Below are 15,981 nucleotides of genomic sequence, written 5' to 3'. Positions count from 1 at the left end.
ATCCTCTTCGCGGAGCCATTTTTAGTCTTACAAAGTAAGGCTTTTTTTATTTTTTGATAATATATTTGAAAAGTATGCAACATAGCTATTAATTAAATATTAGCTATGTTGCATACTTTTAATATTAGCTACCTTCATGTTCAGTAGATATCATTAATTTATCATTATTTGTTTTTATTATAATGTTTCCATTTATATCAGTCCTAAGTATTTTAGAATTTAGATTTTCCAATGCTTTTAAAGTATTTTTATGAGGATGACCAAAATCATTTCCCATGCCACAACTTATTACAGCTATTCTAGGGTTTACTTTAGATAAAAATCCTTTGGAAGATGAAGTCTTACTTCCATGGTGTGCTACTTTTAATACAGTAGATTCTAAAGATTTTTTACTAGCTAATAAAATATTTTCAACTTCTTCTTCCATATCTCCAGTAAACAAAAATGAGGTATTTTTATTTATATATTTTATTACTATAGAATGATTGTTTAAATTATCATCGGAGATATCACCGGTCCATAGAAAATCTATATAATTATCCTCTGAAAGTTGAATTTTAAGATCGTCATTAATATTTCTAATTGTAAGTCCTTTACTTTTAAGTGCGTTTACTAAGTTAGAAAAATTCTTATCTGTGGATAAAACTTTAAGCATAATAAACTCTTCTATATAAAAATTATTAACTATATCATCCATAGAACCAATATGATCTTCGTGAGGATGAGATGCAATAAGGTAATCTAATTTTTTAATTTTATATTTTTTAAGATAAGAAATTAAAGTGTCCTTAGCGCTATTTGGTCCACTATCTATTAAAATATTAAAATTATTATTCTCAATAAGAATAGAATCTCCTTGGCCAACATTTATAAAATGTATCCTAGTTTCTGAATCCTTCAATTTAGTATTAATACTATTTTTGCTAGTATAACCTAGTAAGAAAAAGGAGACAAAAAATATTATAGATAATATAAATAGAGTTCTATTACTTTTATAAAATTTTTTCATGAGACCTCCTTAAGTAGTACATGTAATATATAAAGTATTGACAAAATTTCAATATATACTTCACCAGAATACATATTATTGATATAATTAAATGTAAACATTAAAAAAGGACGTGAATTATTTGAGAAAATTAAGATTTGGAATAAAATTTTCTTTTAAAATGCTTGAAATTGCCATTAAAAGAATTACATATTCAATATGTAAAAATAAATTAACAGAAGAAAAAAGGGAAGAATACTTATATAATTTAGAGAAGGACTGGGCTGCTGCTACAATTAAATATTCTGAATTAAAAGTTCATGTTGTAGGTAGTGAAAACTTATTAAATCAAACATGTGTTTATGTTTCAAATCACCAAAGTATGCTAGATATACCTGTAATAATGATGAATATAAAAGATACTGCAGGAGCTGTGGCTAAAATCGAAATGAAGAAAGTACCGGTTATATCCTATTGGATGAAGGAATTAGGATGTGTATTTTTAGATAGAGAAAATGGACGGGAAGGTTTAAAGGCAATCCTTCAAGCTATAGAAATAATAAAAAGTGGCAGATCTATGCTTATATTTCCAGAAGGTACAAGAAATAGAGACAAGGGTGTAGGTGATTTTAAAAAGGGAAGCCTAAAACTTGCAGTTAAGGCTAATGTACCAGTGATACCAATTACGGTAAATGGAACCTATAAGGGATTAGAGGGAGATCCAGAAGATTTAAAAGCTCAAATTATTTTTCATAAACCAATTTATATGGAGGACTTAAGTAAAGAGGAAAAAGCTAATTTATCTGAGATATGTAGAGAGATAATAGCAAGATCACAAGATGAGAATATATAATATATAAATAAAAAGCTTCAAGGAAAATTTCTTTGAAGCTTTTCTATTAAGTTTAATTTAGTCTATGGTTAATACTATGGATTTAAGTCTAGTCATAGCTTCAATACTATATTTTATGCCTTGAGTACCCATACCTGAAGCTTTAACACCGGAGAATGGGAAGTGATCTGGTCCTCTTTCAGACTTATTATTTATTTGAACAGCCCCCACTTCTAATTTGTTAGCTACATAGAAGGCATCATTAATATTTCTTGTAAATACACTGGATTGAAGTCCATATTGAGACTTATTAGCAATTTCAATTGCTTCATCTTTATCCTTTACTCTAATTATAGGGAGTACAGGACCAAAAGGTTCTTCCCATGCAATACGCATATCACTAGTTACCATATCAAAAAGAGTTGGGTGTAGTAAGTTACCCTCTCGCTTATTACCACATAGCAATTTTGCACCTTTACTTAAGGCGTCTTGAATAAGCTCTTCAACAAAATCAGCAGATTTTTTATCAATTAAAGGAGTAATTTTAGCTCCAGATTCAGGAGTGCCTATAGTGAGTTTTTTTACTTGTTCCAAGATTTTAGAGGATAATTCATCGGCAACATCTTCTGTAACTAATACACGTTTAATAGCTGTACATCTTTGGCCAGAATAACTATATGCACCTGAAACAATTTCTCTAGCTGTATCATCTAAATCAGCATCTTTTAGTACAATGGCAGCATCCTTTCCACCCAGCTCCATAATCATAGGTACCATACCAGCAATTTTAGCTATATGTTTACCTACTTCCGTAGAACCGGTAAAGTTGATAAAGTTTATATTGTCGTTAGTAACCAGATAGTCACCTATTTCAGAAGATTTACCAGTAACAGAGTTTATTACCCCATCAGGAACACCTGCTTCTTGAAATATCCTAATAAGATGAAGAGCACTTACAGCACCCTGTGTTGGAGGTTTAAGAATAACACTGTTACCACCAACTAAGGCAGGAGCAATCTTGGAAGCTGATAGGTTAATTGGATAGTTAAAAGGTGATATAGCAAGGACTAAGCCTATAGGTACTCTTTGAACTAGACTCATCTTATTTTTTTTAAATCCTGGGAAAGTATCAGCAGCTATTGTTTCTCCTTCTAGATTTTTACCAGCATCTGCAGTAAATCTTATAAAATCTGCAGTACGCTTTACTTCAGAAATAGAGGAATTAATATCTTTGCCTATTTCCATCATAAGAACTTTAGATAATTCATCACAATTTTCTTCAAGCAAAGTTGCTGCTTTATGTAAGATTTCAGAACGTTTACTTACAGGTACATCACTCCAGGAATTTTGGCTTTCTTTAGCAAAACTTATTATCTTATCCACATCATCTTGACTCATTTGAGGTATAGTACCTATTAATGAGTTATCGCTAGGAGAAAAAATATCTATAGTATTTTCCGTTGTCATCCATTGACCATTTACTAAATTACAGTAATGATTTTCTTTCTTTACACATTTGAACAAAGAAAAACCACCTCTTTCATATTTTTTATTTATTAATAATATTATTATCAAAGAGGTAAGTTTAAATACTAGAAATAGAATATTAAGTTTTAATTATTATGCAATATTTGCAAAATTTTATCTTCAGAAATATCTAAATTGGAAAGCAATCCAGATACGCAGGTTACATATTCTGGTGTTGAGTTACTGCTCCATTGAATTTTATCATTAATAATATTTTCAACTATCCCGCATACATCAAAACCAAGACCTTCTAATGAATATCTTAATTTCCTTGGGAATATACAAGGCATGTTATTGCTACGAGAGCAGTTGTTGCAAATTAGGCATCTTCCAGAAAATAGTGCAATGCTGTCATTATAATAAGATTCTAAGGAGAGTATTTTATTATCATTAAATTCTCTAAAACTATAATAAAGACCATTAAAAGTATTAGTAAATTTATCAGTGCTATTACTTATATCACTATATTTACATAGAGAGTAGGTAACAATATCATTTAGTTCTTCCTTTGGAATTTGCTCTATATAGGTTTTACCACTAATTACATAACAATATTTGTATTTAGAAACATATTCTAAATCACTAAAAGAGAGTGGAGGACAAGACCATACCTTATTAAATTTATTACAACTTTCGCAGTATTTATTTACTATCTCAGGAGTATAATACTTTAACAATTCATATATACTACATTTTTTAACATCATAAGAAATATATTTTATCATTTTATAACACCTCAGCTAAGTTTTTCATAGGATATTTAAGCATAGAGCATTTTTATATAAGTTAAAAAATTTATTTAAATTATATTATGCTATTGCCAACCTATCTAAACTATTATAAATTAAAAACAAAATAAATCCTATAAAATTATAAAATAAAAAAGCCGCAATTGCGGCTTTAGAAATTATTCCACATCAGTATATTTACTCTTTGCAAAGAATGATATAGCATAAAGACCTGCTAATCCTACTATGGCATAAACAATTCTACTAAATGTGCTTATAGCACCGAAGGCACTAGAACCTGCAAATAAAATTGCAACTAAGTCAAATTGGAATAATCCTATTAGGCCCCAGTTTACCGCACCAACAATAACTAAAATTAGTGCAATTGAGTCTAATACTTTCATAAAAACATCTCCTTTTAAATAGATTACAGTTGATAGTATTACCATTAGTTTTAAATTTTAAACAAAAAATCATAAAAAATCCTATTATTAATATTTTGTGAACATATTAAAAATCTGTTATAGTAAGTACATTTTTATAGATATATATTATATAATACTATTTAGTTACAATATATTTGAAAGAAGGAATTTTATGAAAAATGTATTAATATTTTTAGGAAGTATTTTATTATTTTCAATTATAGTATTAGGTATATATGCTTTACTAAAGAAATTTGTATTTGACAAAATAAAAATAAACAAATGGTTAGTACTTATAATAGCTTTTATTGTGTTTGTAGTACCACCACTAGTATTTACAACATTACCAGTGTTAGTAACAAATTATGTAATACCAGGTATATCCGTTATATTATTTCTATGGTTTTGGGATTTGTGTGGCTTCATGTCTAAGACTCAAAATAAAATTGCCAAGGCTGCTTATAATAAACCTAATAGCAATAAAAATGATATAGTAATAAAACCAAAGGCAAAACCTAATAGAGTTAAAAATAATCCTAATAATAAATAAAAATATAATTGAATTAAATAAAGAAAAGGATGCATGTATAATTGAATACTTACATCCTTTTCTTTATTTTTTATATGTTATAAAACCTTTATTCCATTAACATAGGTTTCTAAAATTTTAGTTTCTTTAATTTTATTTTTAGGTACAGCAGTTATATCTTGAGATAAAACTACAAAATCAGCTAGATAATTTGCTTTAATTTTGCCTTTTATATCCTCATCAAAGGACATGTAACTAGGTCCTGTAGTATAAGTTTTTAAAGCATCTAAAGCAGTAACACCTTCATTAATATTAAAGCCACCTTCAGGTTTATTATTTAAATCTGTTCTATTTACAGCTCCATGGATTCCCTCGATTATATTAAAACTTTCAATAGGAGCATCAGAGCTAAAGGCTACAGGAATGCCTTTCTGTATCATAGAATTAAAGGCATAACTACTTTTAGTTCTAGCTTTGCCTACAGCTTTTTCAACTATAGGATAATCGCTCATAATAAAAGCTGGTTGTACATTAGCTATTACATTGAGCTCCTTGAATCTATTTAATAAATCCTCATTAGTAAATTGACAGTGAACTATAACAGGTCTAAGATTATCCTCAGTATCTTTAGAAATTTTTTCATAGGAATTTAATATCATTTCACAAGCTCTATCTCCAATACCATGGATAATAATTTGAAATCCTTGTTTAAAACCCTTAGTAACAAAATTATCTAAATCCTCTTGAGAATAAATACTAATACCATTACCAGGAGTATCCTCATAGTTATCTATCATAGCTGCAGTACGAGCACCTAAAGAGCCATCTTGAAAAAGTTTAAGACCTCCGACCTTAATAAAATCACTACCTACCTTTGACTTCAAACCAAAACTATTAGCTTCCTCTAATAATTCATCAGTATTAAGGCATAGCTGAAGAGTTATTCTTACAGGGAGGTTGCCTTCTTCTTCTAACTCTCTATAACTTTGAATTAAATTAGGTAAACTTCTACAGTGAGTTAAGTCTTCAGTTTGGACAGAGGTTATGCCACATTTAATTAAGTCATCAAAGGCGCTACGGAGTGAAGATTTTATCTCTTCTACAGAAGTGGTAGGAACCTTACTAAGTGCAATATTTAAAGCATTTTCACGAAGAATTCCAGTAGGAACTCCATTTTCTCTATCTATAGCACCGCCAGTAGGATTTTCTTTCATTTTATCTATACCTAAGAGTTCAATAGCTTTTGAGTTAATTACCCCTATGTGGCCACATATTCTAGAAAATATAATTGGATGATAACAGGAGATTTTATCCAGATCATATCTATTAGGAAGTCGTTGTTCTTTAAAATAGTTATCATTCCAACCTCTAGAAATTATGTATGTATCCTTTGGAATATTGTTTTTATTAATATAAGACTTCACAACACTAATCATTTCATCTATGGAGGATAAGTTATTTAGCCTTACTGCAGTCTTTTGAAATCCATAATTAAGTAGATGCATATGAGCATCATTAAAACCTGGAACTACAGTATTGCCTTTTAAATCTGTAACTTTGCAATCCTCTTTGGAAAATAATGATAGCAAGTCTTCATTACATCCTACTGCTAGAAACTTTCCATCTCTCACAGCAAAGGATTCATAAATCTTATTGTTATCCAAGGATACGACGTTTCCATTAACGTATATATCTATAGACATATAATCACCACCTATTATAATATAGTTACATAATATATATAGTTATTCTTTAGAATAATATAAAATCCTCTTTAAAACTTGTAAAGGTTTTAGTTGTTGAGAAATTTTAAATAAATTGTAGGGTTATTTATACATATAACTTGTAAAATAATTATTATATGATAAAATTTAAATATAAATTATTTTAAAGGAGAGCATTATTATGTGTAGATGTTGTTGTTGCTGTTGTAACATATGTATAATTTAACAAGATACTACTGAGCTATAATAATGTAATTAATAATTGATAAAAATTTTAATCGTTATTTAAGCTACAGTTGGTTCTGTAGTTTTTTATATTTTATACTAATATGATTTAGAATAAGAACAGTTTAATGTTATGTAAAGTATAAATATAGTTAAGCATACATTATATAGATAAGTTACAGAACAGTAATTATCATTAAAACATTAGTTATAAGAAATATGTAAAGGAGACATGAGATGAGTTTTTATTTATACAACACCATGACTAGAAATAAAGAAGAAATTATTCCTGCCAATAAAAATAAAGTTGGAATGTATACTTGTGGCCCTACTGTCTACAATTATGCCCATATAGGAAACTTAAGAACATATATATTTGAGGATGCATTAAAAAAATCCTTAGAGTATGTAGGTTATAAAGTTAAGCATGTTATGAATGTAACAGATGTAGGTCATCTTCAATCAGATGGAGATGAAGGTGAAGATAAAATGGCTCTAGGTGCAAGTCGTGAGCATAAAACAGTATGGGAAATCGCAAAATTTTATGAAGATGCTTTTTTTGAAGATTGTAAAAAGCTAAATGTAAAAAAACCAACAGTGGTATGTAGAGCAACAGAACACATAGAGGATATGATCAAATTTGTTCAAAAGCTTGAAGAACGTGGTTACACATATGAATCAAATGGAAATGTATATTTTGAAATAGATAAATTTGAAGATTATACAAAGCTTGCAAATCTCAGTATAGATGAGTTAGAAGCTGGTAGTAGAATAGAAATAGATCCAAATAAGAAGAATCCTTTAGATTTTGTACTATGGTTTACAAATTCTAAATTCTCCAATCAAATAATGCAATGGGATTCTCCTTGGGGTAGAGGATTTCCAGGATGGCACTTAGAGTGCTCAACCATGAGTATTAAATACTTAGGTGAGAATATTGATATTCACTGTGGTGGAATAGATCATATACCAGTTCACCATACAAATGAAATTGCTCAATCAGAAGCTGCTTTAGGTCATAAATGGGTAAATTACTGGGTTCATGGAGAATTCTTAGTATTAGATGGAGGCAAAATGTCTAAATCAAGCGGAGACTTTTTAACAGTATCTAAACTTGAAGAAGAAGGATTTAATCCTTTAGATTATAGATATTTCTGCTTACAATCTAAGTATAGAAAACAACTGGTATTTAGTTTTGAAAGTCTAAAAGATGCTCAAAATGGCTATAAGGCATTAAAGAAAAAAATAGGCACTATATTAACTAATATTGATGAAACCAATAATATCAATAAAGAACTTATTAGCGGATATCAAGAAAAATTTAAAACTCAAATAAGTGATGATTTAAATATAGCCAATGCATTTACAGTACTTAATGAGGTTATAAAAGATGGTGAATTAAATAATAAAGAGAAAGCATTTTTAATTGAAGATTTTGATAAAGTTTTCTCACTTAATTTAATGACTATTGAAAAAGAGGCTATTGAAGTGGATGAGAAACTAATAAATCATCTTATTGAAGAAAGAAATATTGCAAGAAAAGAAAAAAACTATAAAAGATCAGATGAAATTAGAGCACAGTTATTAGAGATGAATATAGAGGTGCTAGATAGTAAAGAAGGAACTTCTTGGAGAGTAAAGTAAATAAAATAAAAACACATGGGGTGAATTTGAAAGTAACTCCATGTGTTTTTGTTAATCCTCACAATTGCATATGTTATTAATAAAGTTATATATTCTACATTCCAATACAGGATATATACAGTTAATTTGCTCAAGAATTTTATAGGCAGTTTTTTCAGCTTTTTTCAATTTAGAGGTTTTTCTTTTAGTGATAGTAGAATTATTTAATAATTGTGTTGTGCCCATAGTTAGATAAGAAGTATTAGAAAGCTGAATTAATATTTGAAGCAAAGGTGATATACAATTAGCTACATATAAAACTTCATAATCATTAAGAGATAATAAGTTAAGCTGAGTTTTTAGCACATTTAGGCTAGTAGTAATTTCAGTTAAAGAAAGCAACTCACTTTTAAGAGAAAGTAAAGTGCTGGGATCAGAAGCAGATTCTGAAGAACTTTCATTTATTTTATCTAGGCTAGATGATATTAGTGCTGTTAAATTGTCTATGCTAGTAGATATTTTGCTTATATCCTCCATAAAATACTCCTTGGAAATTTAAAATTCATATATTAAGTATATTAAATAGAGTATATATATATTCATTTTACATGTGATTTCAACTATGGCAAAATATATATATGCAGAAAAATGTATAAAAATATAGATAATATTATTGACATGGGATAAATAATCGAGTAAAATAATAAAAGTCATTGAGAGTATTCGATGATAAAGAAAATAGTTATTTTCTTAACTGGGCGATGATATTGCAGACTTTTTCTATATGAGCAATATCCGTATATCAACAACTAAGTTAGTGGTATTATCGCAATGCTAATGAAAAATTAAAAAATTCTTCATTAAAGACAAACTTATTTAGTTTGTATAAGTACAAAGATAATTATAATTTCTATGTACTTATCTGGTAAGCATATCTTGAAGGTAACACCCGTAACCATGCCGAACACGACGGTTAAGCTTCAAAGAGCCAAAAGTACTGCACGGGAGGCTGTGTGGAAGGATAGGTTATGCCAGGTAGTTTGGTTCACTAGCTCAGTCGGTAGAGCACATGACTTTTAATCATGGTGTCCGGGGTTCGATCCCCCGGTGAGCCACCAAAACACCTTATTTTATAAGGTGTTTTTTTTATAGGTTGATTACAAGGTCTTTACTCCTATGTCTTTCAAAGTGAGAGTAAAGAGGAGTTAAGTCCATAGATATCCATTGCTCCTAAAGGAGAACCAGTTCTAAGTATGGAAAAAGCTCTGTTGAAAATTACAGGGATAGAATATATTGCTTTTAAATTTTGAAATCGTATAGATAATCAATTTAGTATTTAATATTATAAAATGGCTTGATTTATATGAAAAATTCATATAAATTAAGTAAGGAAGAAAATTAAATTTAATATTGTATGGATGAATGTTATTGAAGATACTTAGTTTTTTAAAGACTAAGTAACCGTAGGAGAAAGAGTTAATTACAAGCTTTTAATTAACTTGAAACTTTCAGGTTGAATACAATAGCAGGACATAACCCTGGAGAGACTCTTTACATTAATAATTAAAGAGCATCAACGAAGCAACCTTTATAGGGAATCTTTCAGATAAAAGGACAGGGAGTAAAAAGCATTTATTAATTATGTTTTTTACTCCTTTTATAATGCAAAATATTGAATTGGAATATTATTACATATAAGTAGAGAGGAGAATATAATTATGCTATTAATTATTTTTGAAGTTGTTGGAACAGTGGCATTTGCATTTTCTGGAGCTTTAGTAGGGATGCAAAAAAAATTAGACTTATTTGGAGTTATATTTTTAGGAATTATTACAGCTATTGGGGGTGGAATATTTAGAGATATAACCTTAGGACAAACACCACCAACTGCTTTTATAAACCCTACTTATTTTATTATAAGTATAGTGGTATCTATTATGGCTTTTTACGGATATCCTAAATTATCTAGTATGTACACTACATCTAAAAGAAAAGAAATTATTTCTGAATCTCAGGGTAATAAATATATGAGTGAGGAACAAGTACTTAAAATAGCTAATAGGAGAAAGCAAATAGCTATCTTAAAAAAAGTAATATTAATTTTAGATTCAATTGGACTTGCTACATTTACAATATTAGGTGCAAATTTAGCTTTTAAGCAAGCTCATAGCAATATATTTTTAGTAGTTTGTATGGGATTAATTACAGGTGTTGGAGGCGGAATTTTAAGGGATACCTTTGTTCAGGATACTCCAATGATCTTTAAAAGGGAGATTTATGCAGTGGCATCAATACTTGGAGCATCGGTATTTTACTTATTTAACTATTATGAAGTGAATTACGATATAACTTTTTGGGTATGCTTTACAATAATATTATTATGCAGAGCTATATCTATAAGACTCAAATTAAATTTACCAATATCTAATTCTGACAAGTATGATATAAACTTATAGGGCCAATAATTAAGTAAAGAAAAAGCTCATATAGATTTTAATAGTACATTACGTGAATATATCTACTGGATATATTGCAAAAAGTAGTGACTTCTTATTTCTAATATTTTTTATAAATAAACATCACATAATTATTATGAGTACATATTATATTATTAGGAACAGCTATTGAAGCTAATTCTTAATGTAAATAAACATTAATATACTAGATCTAGACAGAAATATTTTATAGTATTATAGGTTCCTATAAAATGTTTAGTTGTTAGAAACTATTATAAAATTGATTAAAAAGTGGGGAGAAATATAATATGTTAAATAATAATGAATTCTTCTATTATGATGAAAATAATGAACAAGACTATTCAGCAGAAATGTTTGCTCAAGATTTCAGATATGGACAACCGGATGGAGTAGATTTTGAACAAGAGTCCTTTAGAGGCAAAGATGGAAATTGGGGACATGATTGTAAGCCATCACATCATAGACCATGTCCACCATGTCCAAGACCATACCCACCATGTCCAAAACCATGCCCACCATGTCCAAAACCATGTCCACCATGTCCAAGACCATGCCCACCATGCCATTGTCAATGCTCAAGCGGAGATGATTGGTGGATAATTTTAATACTATTATTCTGCATATGCCCATTTGGTGGATTTTTCTGGTAAAATATAGTATTATCAATAACTTAAATGCAAATATTTATAGATAAAATATTAAAATAAACATGTATCAAATATAGAAATGGTCATCACTGTATATTAATATATATATAGTGATGACTATTATTTTAGGAGGATTGTAAGATGACTAGACGAGAAAAATTGATAAAACTAATTGAAGAGAGGCTTAATAAAAATGAAGTTATAAATTATTATGTGGAAGGTGCTTTTGAAAGTACTGTAAATGGAAGACAAAATACAATGACAGGGATACTAGTAACCACTAATGAAAAAATCAGATTTTGTGGTAAAAGATTTTTCCTAGTTTATGATGACATTATAGAATATAAAGATATTGAATATGTAGAGGCTAATGAAGAAAAACTTGGCCATAAAATTTTTATAGCTGGAAAAGAAAAATCTTATTCAATAAAATTTATCATAAGCAAAGATGTACATAATTTTGTAGATAGTATAAATAAAAATTTATAATAAAATAAGTAGCCAAAAGAAACTTCAAGGTTTAATGATTATTATCTATAATAATAGTAAATAATAATAATAATAATTTAAATCTGGTGAGTATACTATTAGAGGCTACACCCGTATCCATTCCGAACACGTAAGTTAAGTTCTAATAGGCTATATATACTACATTAATGAAAATGTGGGAAAAGTAGTTATTGCCGGGTATAAAACAGAAGCTAAAAACTTTAAAGAAGCAAGATAAAAGGATGTATAATGGTTTATTATTAATATGCTTAACATATTTATTAATGAATCTATTAAAATCTTAAATTAACTAAAGATATAATATACGGTGACTTTAAAATATAAAGAAGAAGAGATAGTTTTTTATCTCTTCTTTTTTGTGCAAAATCAGCTATTATTAGCCAAGTTTATGTTATTAGACAATCATTTGTAAATAAAGATTAAAACTAAATATATAGGTAATGTAGATAAAAATAAATTTAAGATAAATTTAAGCTAAGTAATTTAGTATAGGATTGTACTAGATGACACAAGGAGGTGATTTATATGAAACAAGTTAAATTTAGACACGAGATAAAGCATTTAATAAATATTTCAGACTATTTGGCAATTAAAAACAGATTAAAAAATATTGCACAGTTAGATGAGAATGCAGGAGATAAGGGTACTTATACTGTAAAGAGTCTATATTTTGATAATATTAATAATAAGGCATTAATGGAAAAAATTAATGGAGTAAATAATAGAGAAAAATTTAGATTAAGAATTTATAATGATAACCATTCTTTTATAAAATTAGAGAAAAAAAGTAAAGTTAATGGATTATGCAGTAAGATTGCAACAAGTATATCTATGAATCAATGTGAAGATATAATAAAAAATAATATTGATGACATATTTAAATACAAGGAGCCTATTTTAACAGAGTTATACTCAAAGATGAAATATGATTTATTACGTCCTAAGACTATAGTTGAATATACAAGGGAAGCATATGTATTCAAGCCAGGAAACGTGAGAATTACCTTTGATAGTAACATTAAGAGTGGTTTATATTCACAAAATTTTTTTAATGATAACCTTGCTACCATAGGAATGCCAGGAAGGAGTCCTATAGTTTTAGAGGTTAAGTTTGATGAGTTTTTTTCTGAAATTATTAGAGATATGATTCAAAGAAAAGATAGAGAAAGTTCTGCTTTTTCAAAATATGCAGCTTGCAGAATTTATGAATAAAATTAAGTTATTTGGAGGAGATAAAAATGGATAAAGCATTAAGTTTTAATGATATTTTAAAATCAAGTTTTTTAGAAAAGGCATCAAGTTTTTCAATTGTAGATGTAGCTATAGCCCTAGGACTAGCTCTTGCTATTGGACTATTCATATTTTTAGTATATAAGAAAACTTTTAAAGGCGTAATGTACTCAGAAAGTTTTGGTATTTCACTTATTGCAATGAGTTTAGTTACAACATTAATTATTCTTGCAATTACTTCTAATGTAGTACTTTCACTTGGTATGGTTGGTGCTTTATCAATTGTAAGGTTTCGTACAGCAGTTAAAGAACCTATGGATATTGCATTTTTATTTTGGTCAATAAGTGTAGGAATTGTTGTAGGCGCAGGATTAATACCTCTTGCAGTATTTGGCTCAGCATTTATAGGAATTATGATTATGGTATTTGCAAATAAGAAAAGTATTGATAATCCTTATATCTTAGTTGTAAGTTGTAAGGGAGATAGAAGTGAAAATAATGCCATGGAGTATATTAATAAATATGTTAAAAAATATGTGGTGAAGTCTAAAACCGTTTCTGCAGGGAGCAATATTGAATTAACAGTAGAAATAAGATTAAAAGAAATGTCTACTCAATTTGTAAATGAAATTAGCAGTATATCAGGAGTAAACAATGCAGTGTTAGTAAGTTACAACGGAGAATACATGTCTTAATATTTAGGTGGTGTATGAAGTGATTTCAAATAAGTATATAAATATTTTTATAGCAATAATTATGGCATTAAGTCTGGCATTGGCTGGAGTAATGGCAACTATTGATATGTCTACGGTTGAAGCAAATGCTACAGAGAAAACAACCCGACCAGAGTATATAACAAATCTTTTTAACAAAGATGATATTATGGAAATTGATATAGATATAGATGAGAAACTTTGGAATGAACTAGCAGATAATGCTATGGAAGAAGAATATTATAGTGCCAATATAACTATTAACGGAGAAACTTACTATAATGTTGGGCTTAGAGCTAAGGGAAATACAACATTATCACAAATTGCTAATGATGATACTACGGATAGATATAGTTTTAAAGTTAAATTTGATGAATATATCGATGGACAAACTCTTAAAGGCCTTGAGAAATTAGCATTAAATAATATGATGCAGGATACAACTTATATGAAAGAATATCTTTCCTATGATCTATTAAACAAAATGGGAGTTTCTACTCCAGCGTTTCAGTATGCTAGCATCACCTTAAATGGAGAGCCTTGGGGTTTATACTTAGCCCTTGAGGTTATGGAAGAAAGCTATATTGAAAGATACTATGGAACAACAGGTGGAAATTTATATAAACCTGAAACTACTAATATGGCAAAAAACAATATGCCTATGGAAAAAGGCAAAGAAATCAATGGGCCTATGGGAAGAAATACTGGTGGAGCAGACTTAGTATATTCTGGAGATGAGCATTCTAATTATTCTACTATATTTGAAAATGCGATTTTTGATTATACAAATGAAGATGACTACGATAAAATAATAGCCATGATAAAAAGCCTTAATGAAGATATTGATGACATAGAAAAATATTTAGATGTAGATGAAGTATTAAGATATTTTGCAGTAAATACTTTTGTTGTAAATTTAGACAGTTATGCATCAAACATGAAACATAATTATTATCTATATGAACAAGATGGAATATGTTCAATACTTCCTTGGGATTATAATTTAGCCTTTGGAGCATTTCAAGGAGAAAGTGCAAGTAATGTTATAAACTTTTCCATTGATAATCCTGTAGCCGATAGTTTAGAAAGTAGTCCACTTATAGGAAAGCTTCTGGAAGTAGAAGAGTATAAAGAAAAATATCACGAGTACCTTAATGAAATAGTTCAGGATTATGTAAATAGTGGAGTATTTACTGAAACAATTAATAATATAGATAATTTAATTGGTGATTATGTGAAAAATGATGCTACAGCCTTTTATACTTACGAAGAATATGTAGCTTCTGTTCCTGAGTTAATTACCTATGGAGTAGACAGAGCTAAGAGTATATCTGCTCAACTTTCTGGATCCCAATCCTCTACTTCTACTGGAAATATGGCTACTAATTTAAATTTATCTGCCCTTGGTAGTCAAGGTGGTGGAGGTAATAGAGAGGGAAAGGATATTCCTCAAGATATAAAAGAGAATAATAATCCTGAAAAGGGAATGGGGATTGGAGAAAAAGCAAACAATATGCAGAATAATCCTGAAAAAGGAGCTCCTCAGGGTACCTTTAAGCCAGGAAATAATCCAGGTGATATTAATAGAGAAAATTCTCTAAATAATATGAGGATAAATACGTCAAATGATACAAATATTAAATCTAATTTGATAATATATGGCATATGTCTCCTAGGAATTATTTCAGCAATAATAGTAGTGCTAAGGTTTAAAAGAAAAAAATATCATGTATAAAATACTAAAAGCTATCTAAGAGTATATATCTAAGATAGCTTTTAAACTTATATAATTTAGATTATAGT

The 15,981-nt window shown here is 28.6% G+C and carries 15 protein-coding genes, 1 tRNA gene, 2 rRNA genes and 1 riboswitch; of the genes, 12 read left to right on the top strand and 6 right to left on the bottom strand.

The annotated features are described in order from the left end of the window. Positions 1–124: 124 nt before the first annotated feature. Entirely contained in the window at positions 125–1,009 is an 885-nt protein-coding gene (locus B2P65_RS10160; RefSeq protein WP_346846303.1) for a ComEC/Rec2 family competence protein, read from the bottom strand. A 121-nt stretch (positions 1,010–1,130) separates the two neighbouring features. Here B2P65_RS10160 and B2P65_RS10155 point away from each other — a divergent pair, with 121 nt between their 5' ends. Beyond that, on the top strand, positions 1,131–1,841 hold the full coding sequence (locus B2P65_RS10155; protein ID WP_346846304.1) for a lysophospholipid acyltransferase family protein: 711 nt from the start codon (positions 1,131–1,133) through the stop codon (positions 1,839–1,841). Between the two features lie 57 nt (positions 1,842–1,898). On the opposite strand, the gene B2P65_RS10150 is transcribed toward B2P65_RS10155, so the two are convergent. The 3 genes from B2P65_RS10150 to B2P65_RS10140 form a co-directional block, all read right to left on the bottom strand. Continuing rightward, positions 1,899–3,344, bottom strand: a complete 1,446-nt coding sequence (locus B2P65_RS10150; protein WP_346846305.1) for an NADP-dependent glyceraldehyde-3-phosphate dehydrogenase — start codon at positions 3,342–3,344, stop codon at positions 1,899–1,901. A gap of 89 nt (positions 3,345–3,433) precedes the next feature. Continuing rightward, entirely contained in the window at positions 3,434–4,072 is a 639-nt protein-coding gene (locus tag B2P65_RS10145; protein WP_346880100.1) for a DUF2284 domain-containing protein, read from the bottom strand. Between the two features lie 182 nt (positions 4,073–4,254). Beyond that, on the bottom strand, positions 4,255–4,479 hold the full coding sequence (locus tag B2P65_RS10140) for a DUF378 domain-containing protein (protein ID WP_035134290.1): 225 nt from the start codon (positions 4,477–4,479) through the stop codon (positions 4,255–4,257). Between the two features lie 193 nt (positions 4,480–4,672). Between B2P65_RS10140 and B2P65_RS10135 the strand changes: the two genes are divergently transcribed. Continuing rightward, positions 4,673–5,050: a hypothetical protein gene (locus B2P65_RS10135; RefSeq protein ID WP_346846307.1), complete on the top strand. Its 378-nt coding sequence runs from the start codon at positions 4,673–4,675 to the stop codon at positions 5,048–5,050. Positions 5,051–5,127: 77 nt separating this feature from the next. Here the strand turns inward: B2P65_RS10135 and B2P65_RS10130 are convergent, their stop codons facing one another. Continuing rightward, entirely contained in the window at positions 5,128–6,732 is a 1,605-nt protein-coding gene (locus B2P65_RS10130; protein ID WP_346846308.1) for an amidohydrolase, read from the bottom strand. 483 nt (positions 6,733–7,215) lie between these two features. Between B2P65_RS10130 and cysS the strand changes: the two genes are divergently transcribed. After that, positions 7,216–8,622 carry a cysteine--tRNA ligase gene (gene cysS, locus B2P65_RS10125; RefSeq protein ID WP_346846309.1) on the top strand — a complete coding sequence of 469 codons (1,407 nt, stop codon included), beginning with the start codon at positions 7,216–7,218 and terminating at the stop codon, positions 8,620–8,622. Between the two features lie 51 nt (positions 8,623–8,673). Here cysS and B2P65_RS10120 read toward each other — a convergent pair whose 3' ends face one another. After that, complete coding sequence (locus B2P65_RS10120; RefSeq protein ID WP_346846310.1) at positions 8,674–9,138, bottom strand: hypothetical protein; 465 nt, start codon at positions 9,136–9,138, stop codon at positions 8,674–8,676. 384 nt (positions 9,139–9,522) lie between these two features. Between B2P65_RS10120 and rrf (B2P65_RS10115) the strand changes: the two genes are divergently transcribed. The 9 genes from rrf (B2P65_RS10115) to B2P65_RS10075 all read left to right on the top strand — a co-directional run bounded on the left by rrf (B2P65_RS10115) (position 9,523) and on the right by B2P65_RS10075 (position 15,913). Continuing rightward, a 5S ribosomal RNA gene (rrf, locus tag B2P65_RS10115) occupies positions 9,523–9,638 on the top strand. Between the two features lie 5 nt (positions 9,639–9,643). Continuing rightward, positions 9,644–9,719: transfer RNA gene (locus B2P65_RS10110), tRNA-Lys, on the top strand. 410 nt (positions 9,720–10,129) lie between these two features. Next, positions 10,130–10,229, top strand: a riboswitch (glycine riboswitch). A gap of 90 nt (positions 10,230–10,319) precedes the next feature. After that, the gene (locus B2P65_RS10105; protein WP_346846311.1) at positions 10,320–11,057 is read left to right on the top strand and encodes a trimeric intracellular cation channel family protein; all 738 of its coding nucleotides are present in this window, start codon (positions 10,320–10,322) and stop codon (positions 11,055–11,057) included. A gap of 308 nt (positions 11,058–11,365) precedes the next feature. Continuing rightward, positions 11,366–11,728 carry a hypothetical protein gene (locus B2P65_RS10100; RefSeq protein WP_346880099.1) on the top strand — a complete coding sequence of 121 codons (363 nt, stop codon included), beginning with the start codon at positions 11,366–11,368 and terminating at the stop codon, positions 11,726–11,728. A 138-nt stretch (positions 11,729–11,866) separates the two neighbouring features. Then, positions 11,867–12,214 carry a PH domain-containing protein gene (locus B2P65_RS10095; protein WP_346880098.1) on the top strand — a complete coding sequence of 116 codons (348 nt, stop codon included), beginning with the start codon at positions 11,867–11,869 and terminating at the stop codon, positions 12,212–12,214. A gap of 82 nt (positions 12,215–12,296) precedes the next feature. Continuing rightward, positions 12,297–12,414: ribosomal RNA gene (gene rrf, locus B2P65_RS10090) — 5S ribosomal RNA — on the top strand. Positions 12,415–12,760: 346 nt separating this feature from the next. Next, positions 12,761–13,447, top strand: a complete 687-nt coding sequence (locus B2P65_RS10085) for a polyphosphate polymerase domain-containing protein (RefSeq protein ID WP_346880097.1) — start codon at positions 12,761–12,763, stop codon at positions 13,445–13,447. A gap of 26 nt (positions 13,448–13,473) precedes the next feature. Beyond that, positions 13,474–14,160, top strand: coding sequence for a DUF4956 domain-containing protein (locus B2P65_RS10080; RefSeq protein ID WP_346877171.1), 687 nt, complete (start codon positions 13,474–13,476; stop codon positions 14,158–14,160). A 19-nt stretch (positions 14,161–14,179) separates the two neighbouring features. Next, positions 14,180–15,913, top strand: coding sequence for a CotH kinase family protein (locus tag B2P65_RS10075; protein WP_346880096.1), 1,734 nt, complete (start codon positions 14,180–14,182; stop codon positions 15,911–15,913). The last annotated feature ends 68 nt before the right edge of the window (positions 15,914–15,981 follow it).

The organism is Clostridium sp. UBA3061 (genome assembly GCF_002367465.1).
GTDB lineage: Bacteria > Bacillota > Clostridia > Clostridiales > Clostridiaceae > Clostridium_J > Clostridium_J sulfidigenes.
This window is presented reverse-complemented; position numbering and strand designations above follow the sequence as displayed.

Excerpts from the sequence above, each read along its gene's own strand:
- B2P65_RS10140 (WP_035134290.1), bottom strand. The coding sequence starts at position 4,479 with ATGAAAGTATTAGACTCAATTGCACTAATTTTAGTTATTGTTGGTGCG.
- B2P65_RS10145 (WP_346880100.1), bottom strand. The coding sequence starts at position 4,072 with ATGATAAAATATATTTCTTATGATGTTAAAAAATGTAGTATATATGAA.
- B2P65_RS10160 (WP_346846303.1), bottom strand. The coding sequence starts at position 1,009 with ATGAAAAAATTTTATAAAAGTAATAGAACTCTATTTATATTATCTATA.
- B2P65_RS10135 (WP_346846307.1), top strand. The coding sequence starts at position 4,673 with ATGAAAAATGTATTAATATTTTTAGGAAGTATTTTATTATTTTCAATT.
- B2P65_RS10120 (WP_346846310.1), bottom strand. The coding sequence starts at position 9,138 with ATGGAGGATATAAGCAAAATATCTACTAGCATAGACAATTTAACAGCA.
- B2P65_RS10130 (WP_346846308.1), bottom strand. The coding sequence starts at position 6,732 with ATGTCTATAGATATATACGTTAATGGAAACGTCGTATCCTTGGATAAC.
- cysS (WP_346846309.1), top strand. The coding sequence starts at position 7,216 with ATGAGTTTTTATTTATACAACACCATGACTAGAAATAAAGAAGAAATT.
- B2P65_RS10100 (WP_346880099.1), top strand. The coding sequence starts at position 11,366 with ATGTTAAATAATAATGAATTCTTCTATTATGATGAAAATAATGAACAA.
- B2P65_RS10105 (WP_346846311.1), top strand. The coding sequence starts at position 10,320 with ATGCTATTAATTATTTTTGAAGTTGTTGGAACAGTGGCATTTGCATTT.
- B2P65_RS10080 (WP_346877171.1), top strand. The coding sequence starts at position 13,474 with ATGGATAAAGCATTAAGTTTTAATGATATTTTAAAATCAAGTTTTTTA.
- B2P65_RS10085 (WP_346880097.1), top strand. The coding sequence starts at position 12,761 with ATGAAACAAGTTAAATTTAGACACGAGATAAAGCATTTAATAAATATT.
- B2P65_RS10095 (WP_346880098.1), top strand. The coding sequence starts at position 11,867 with ATGACTAGACGAGAAAAATTGATAAAACTAATTGAAGAGAGGCTTAAT.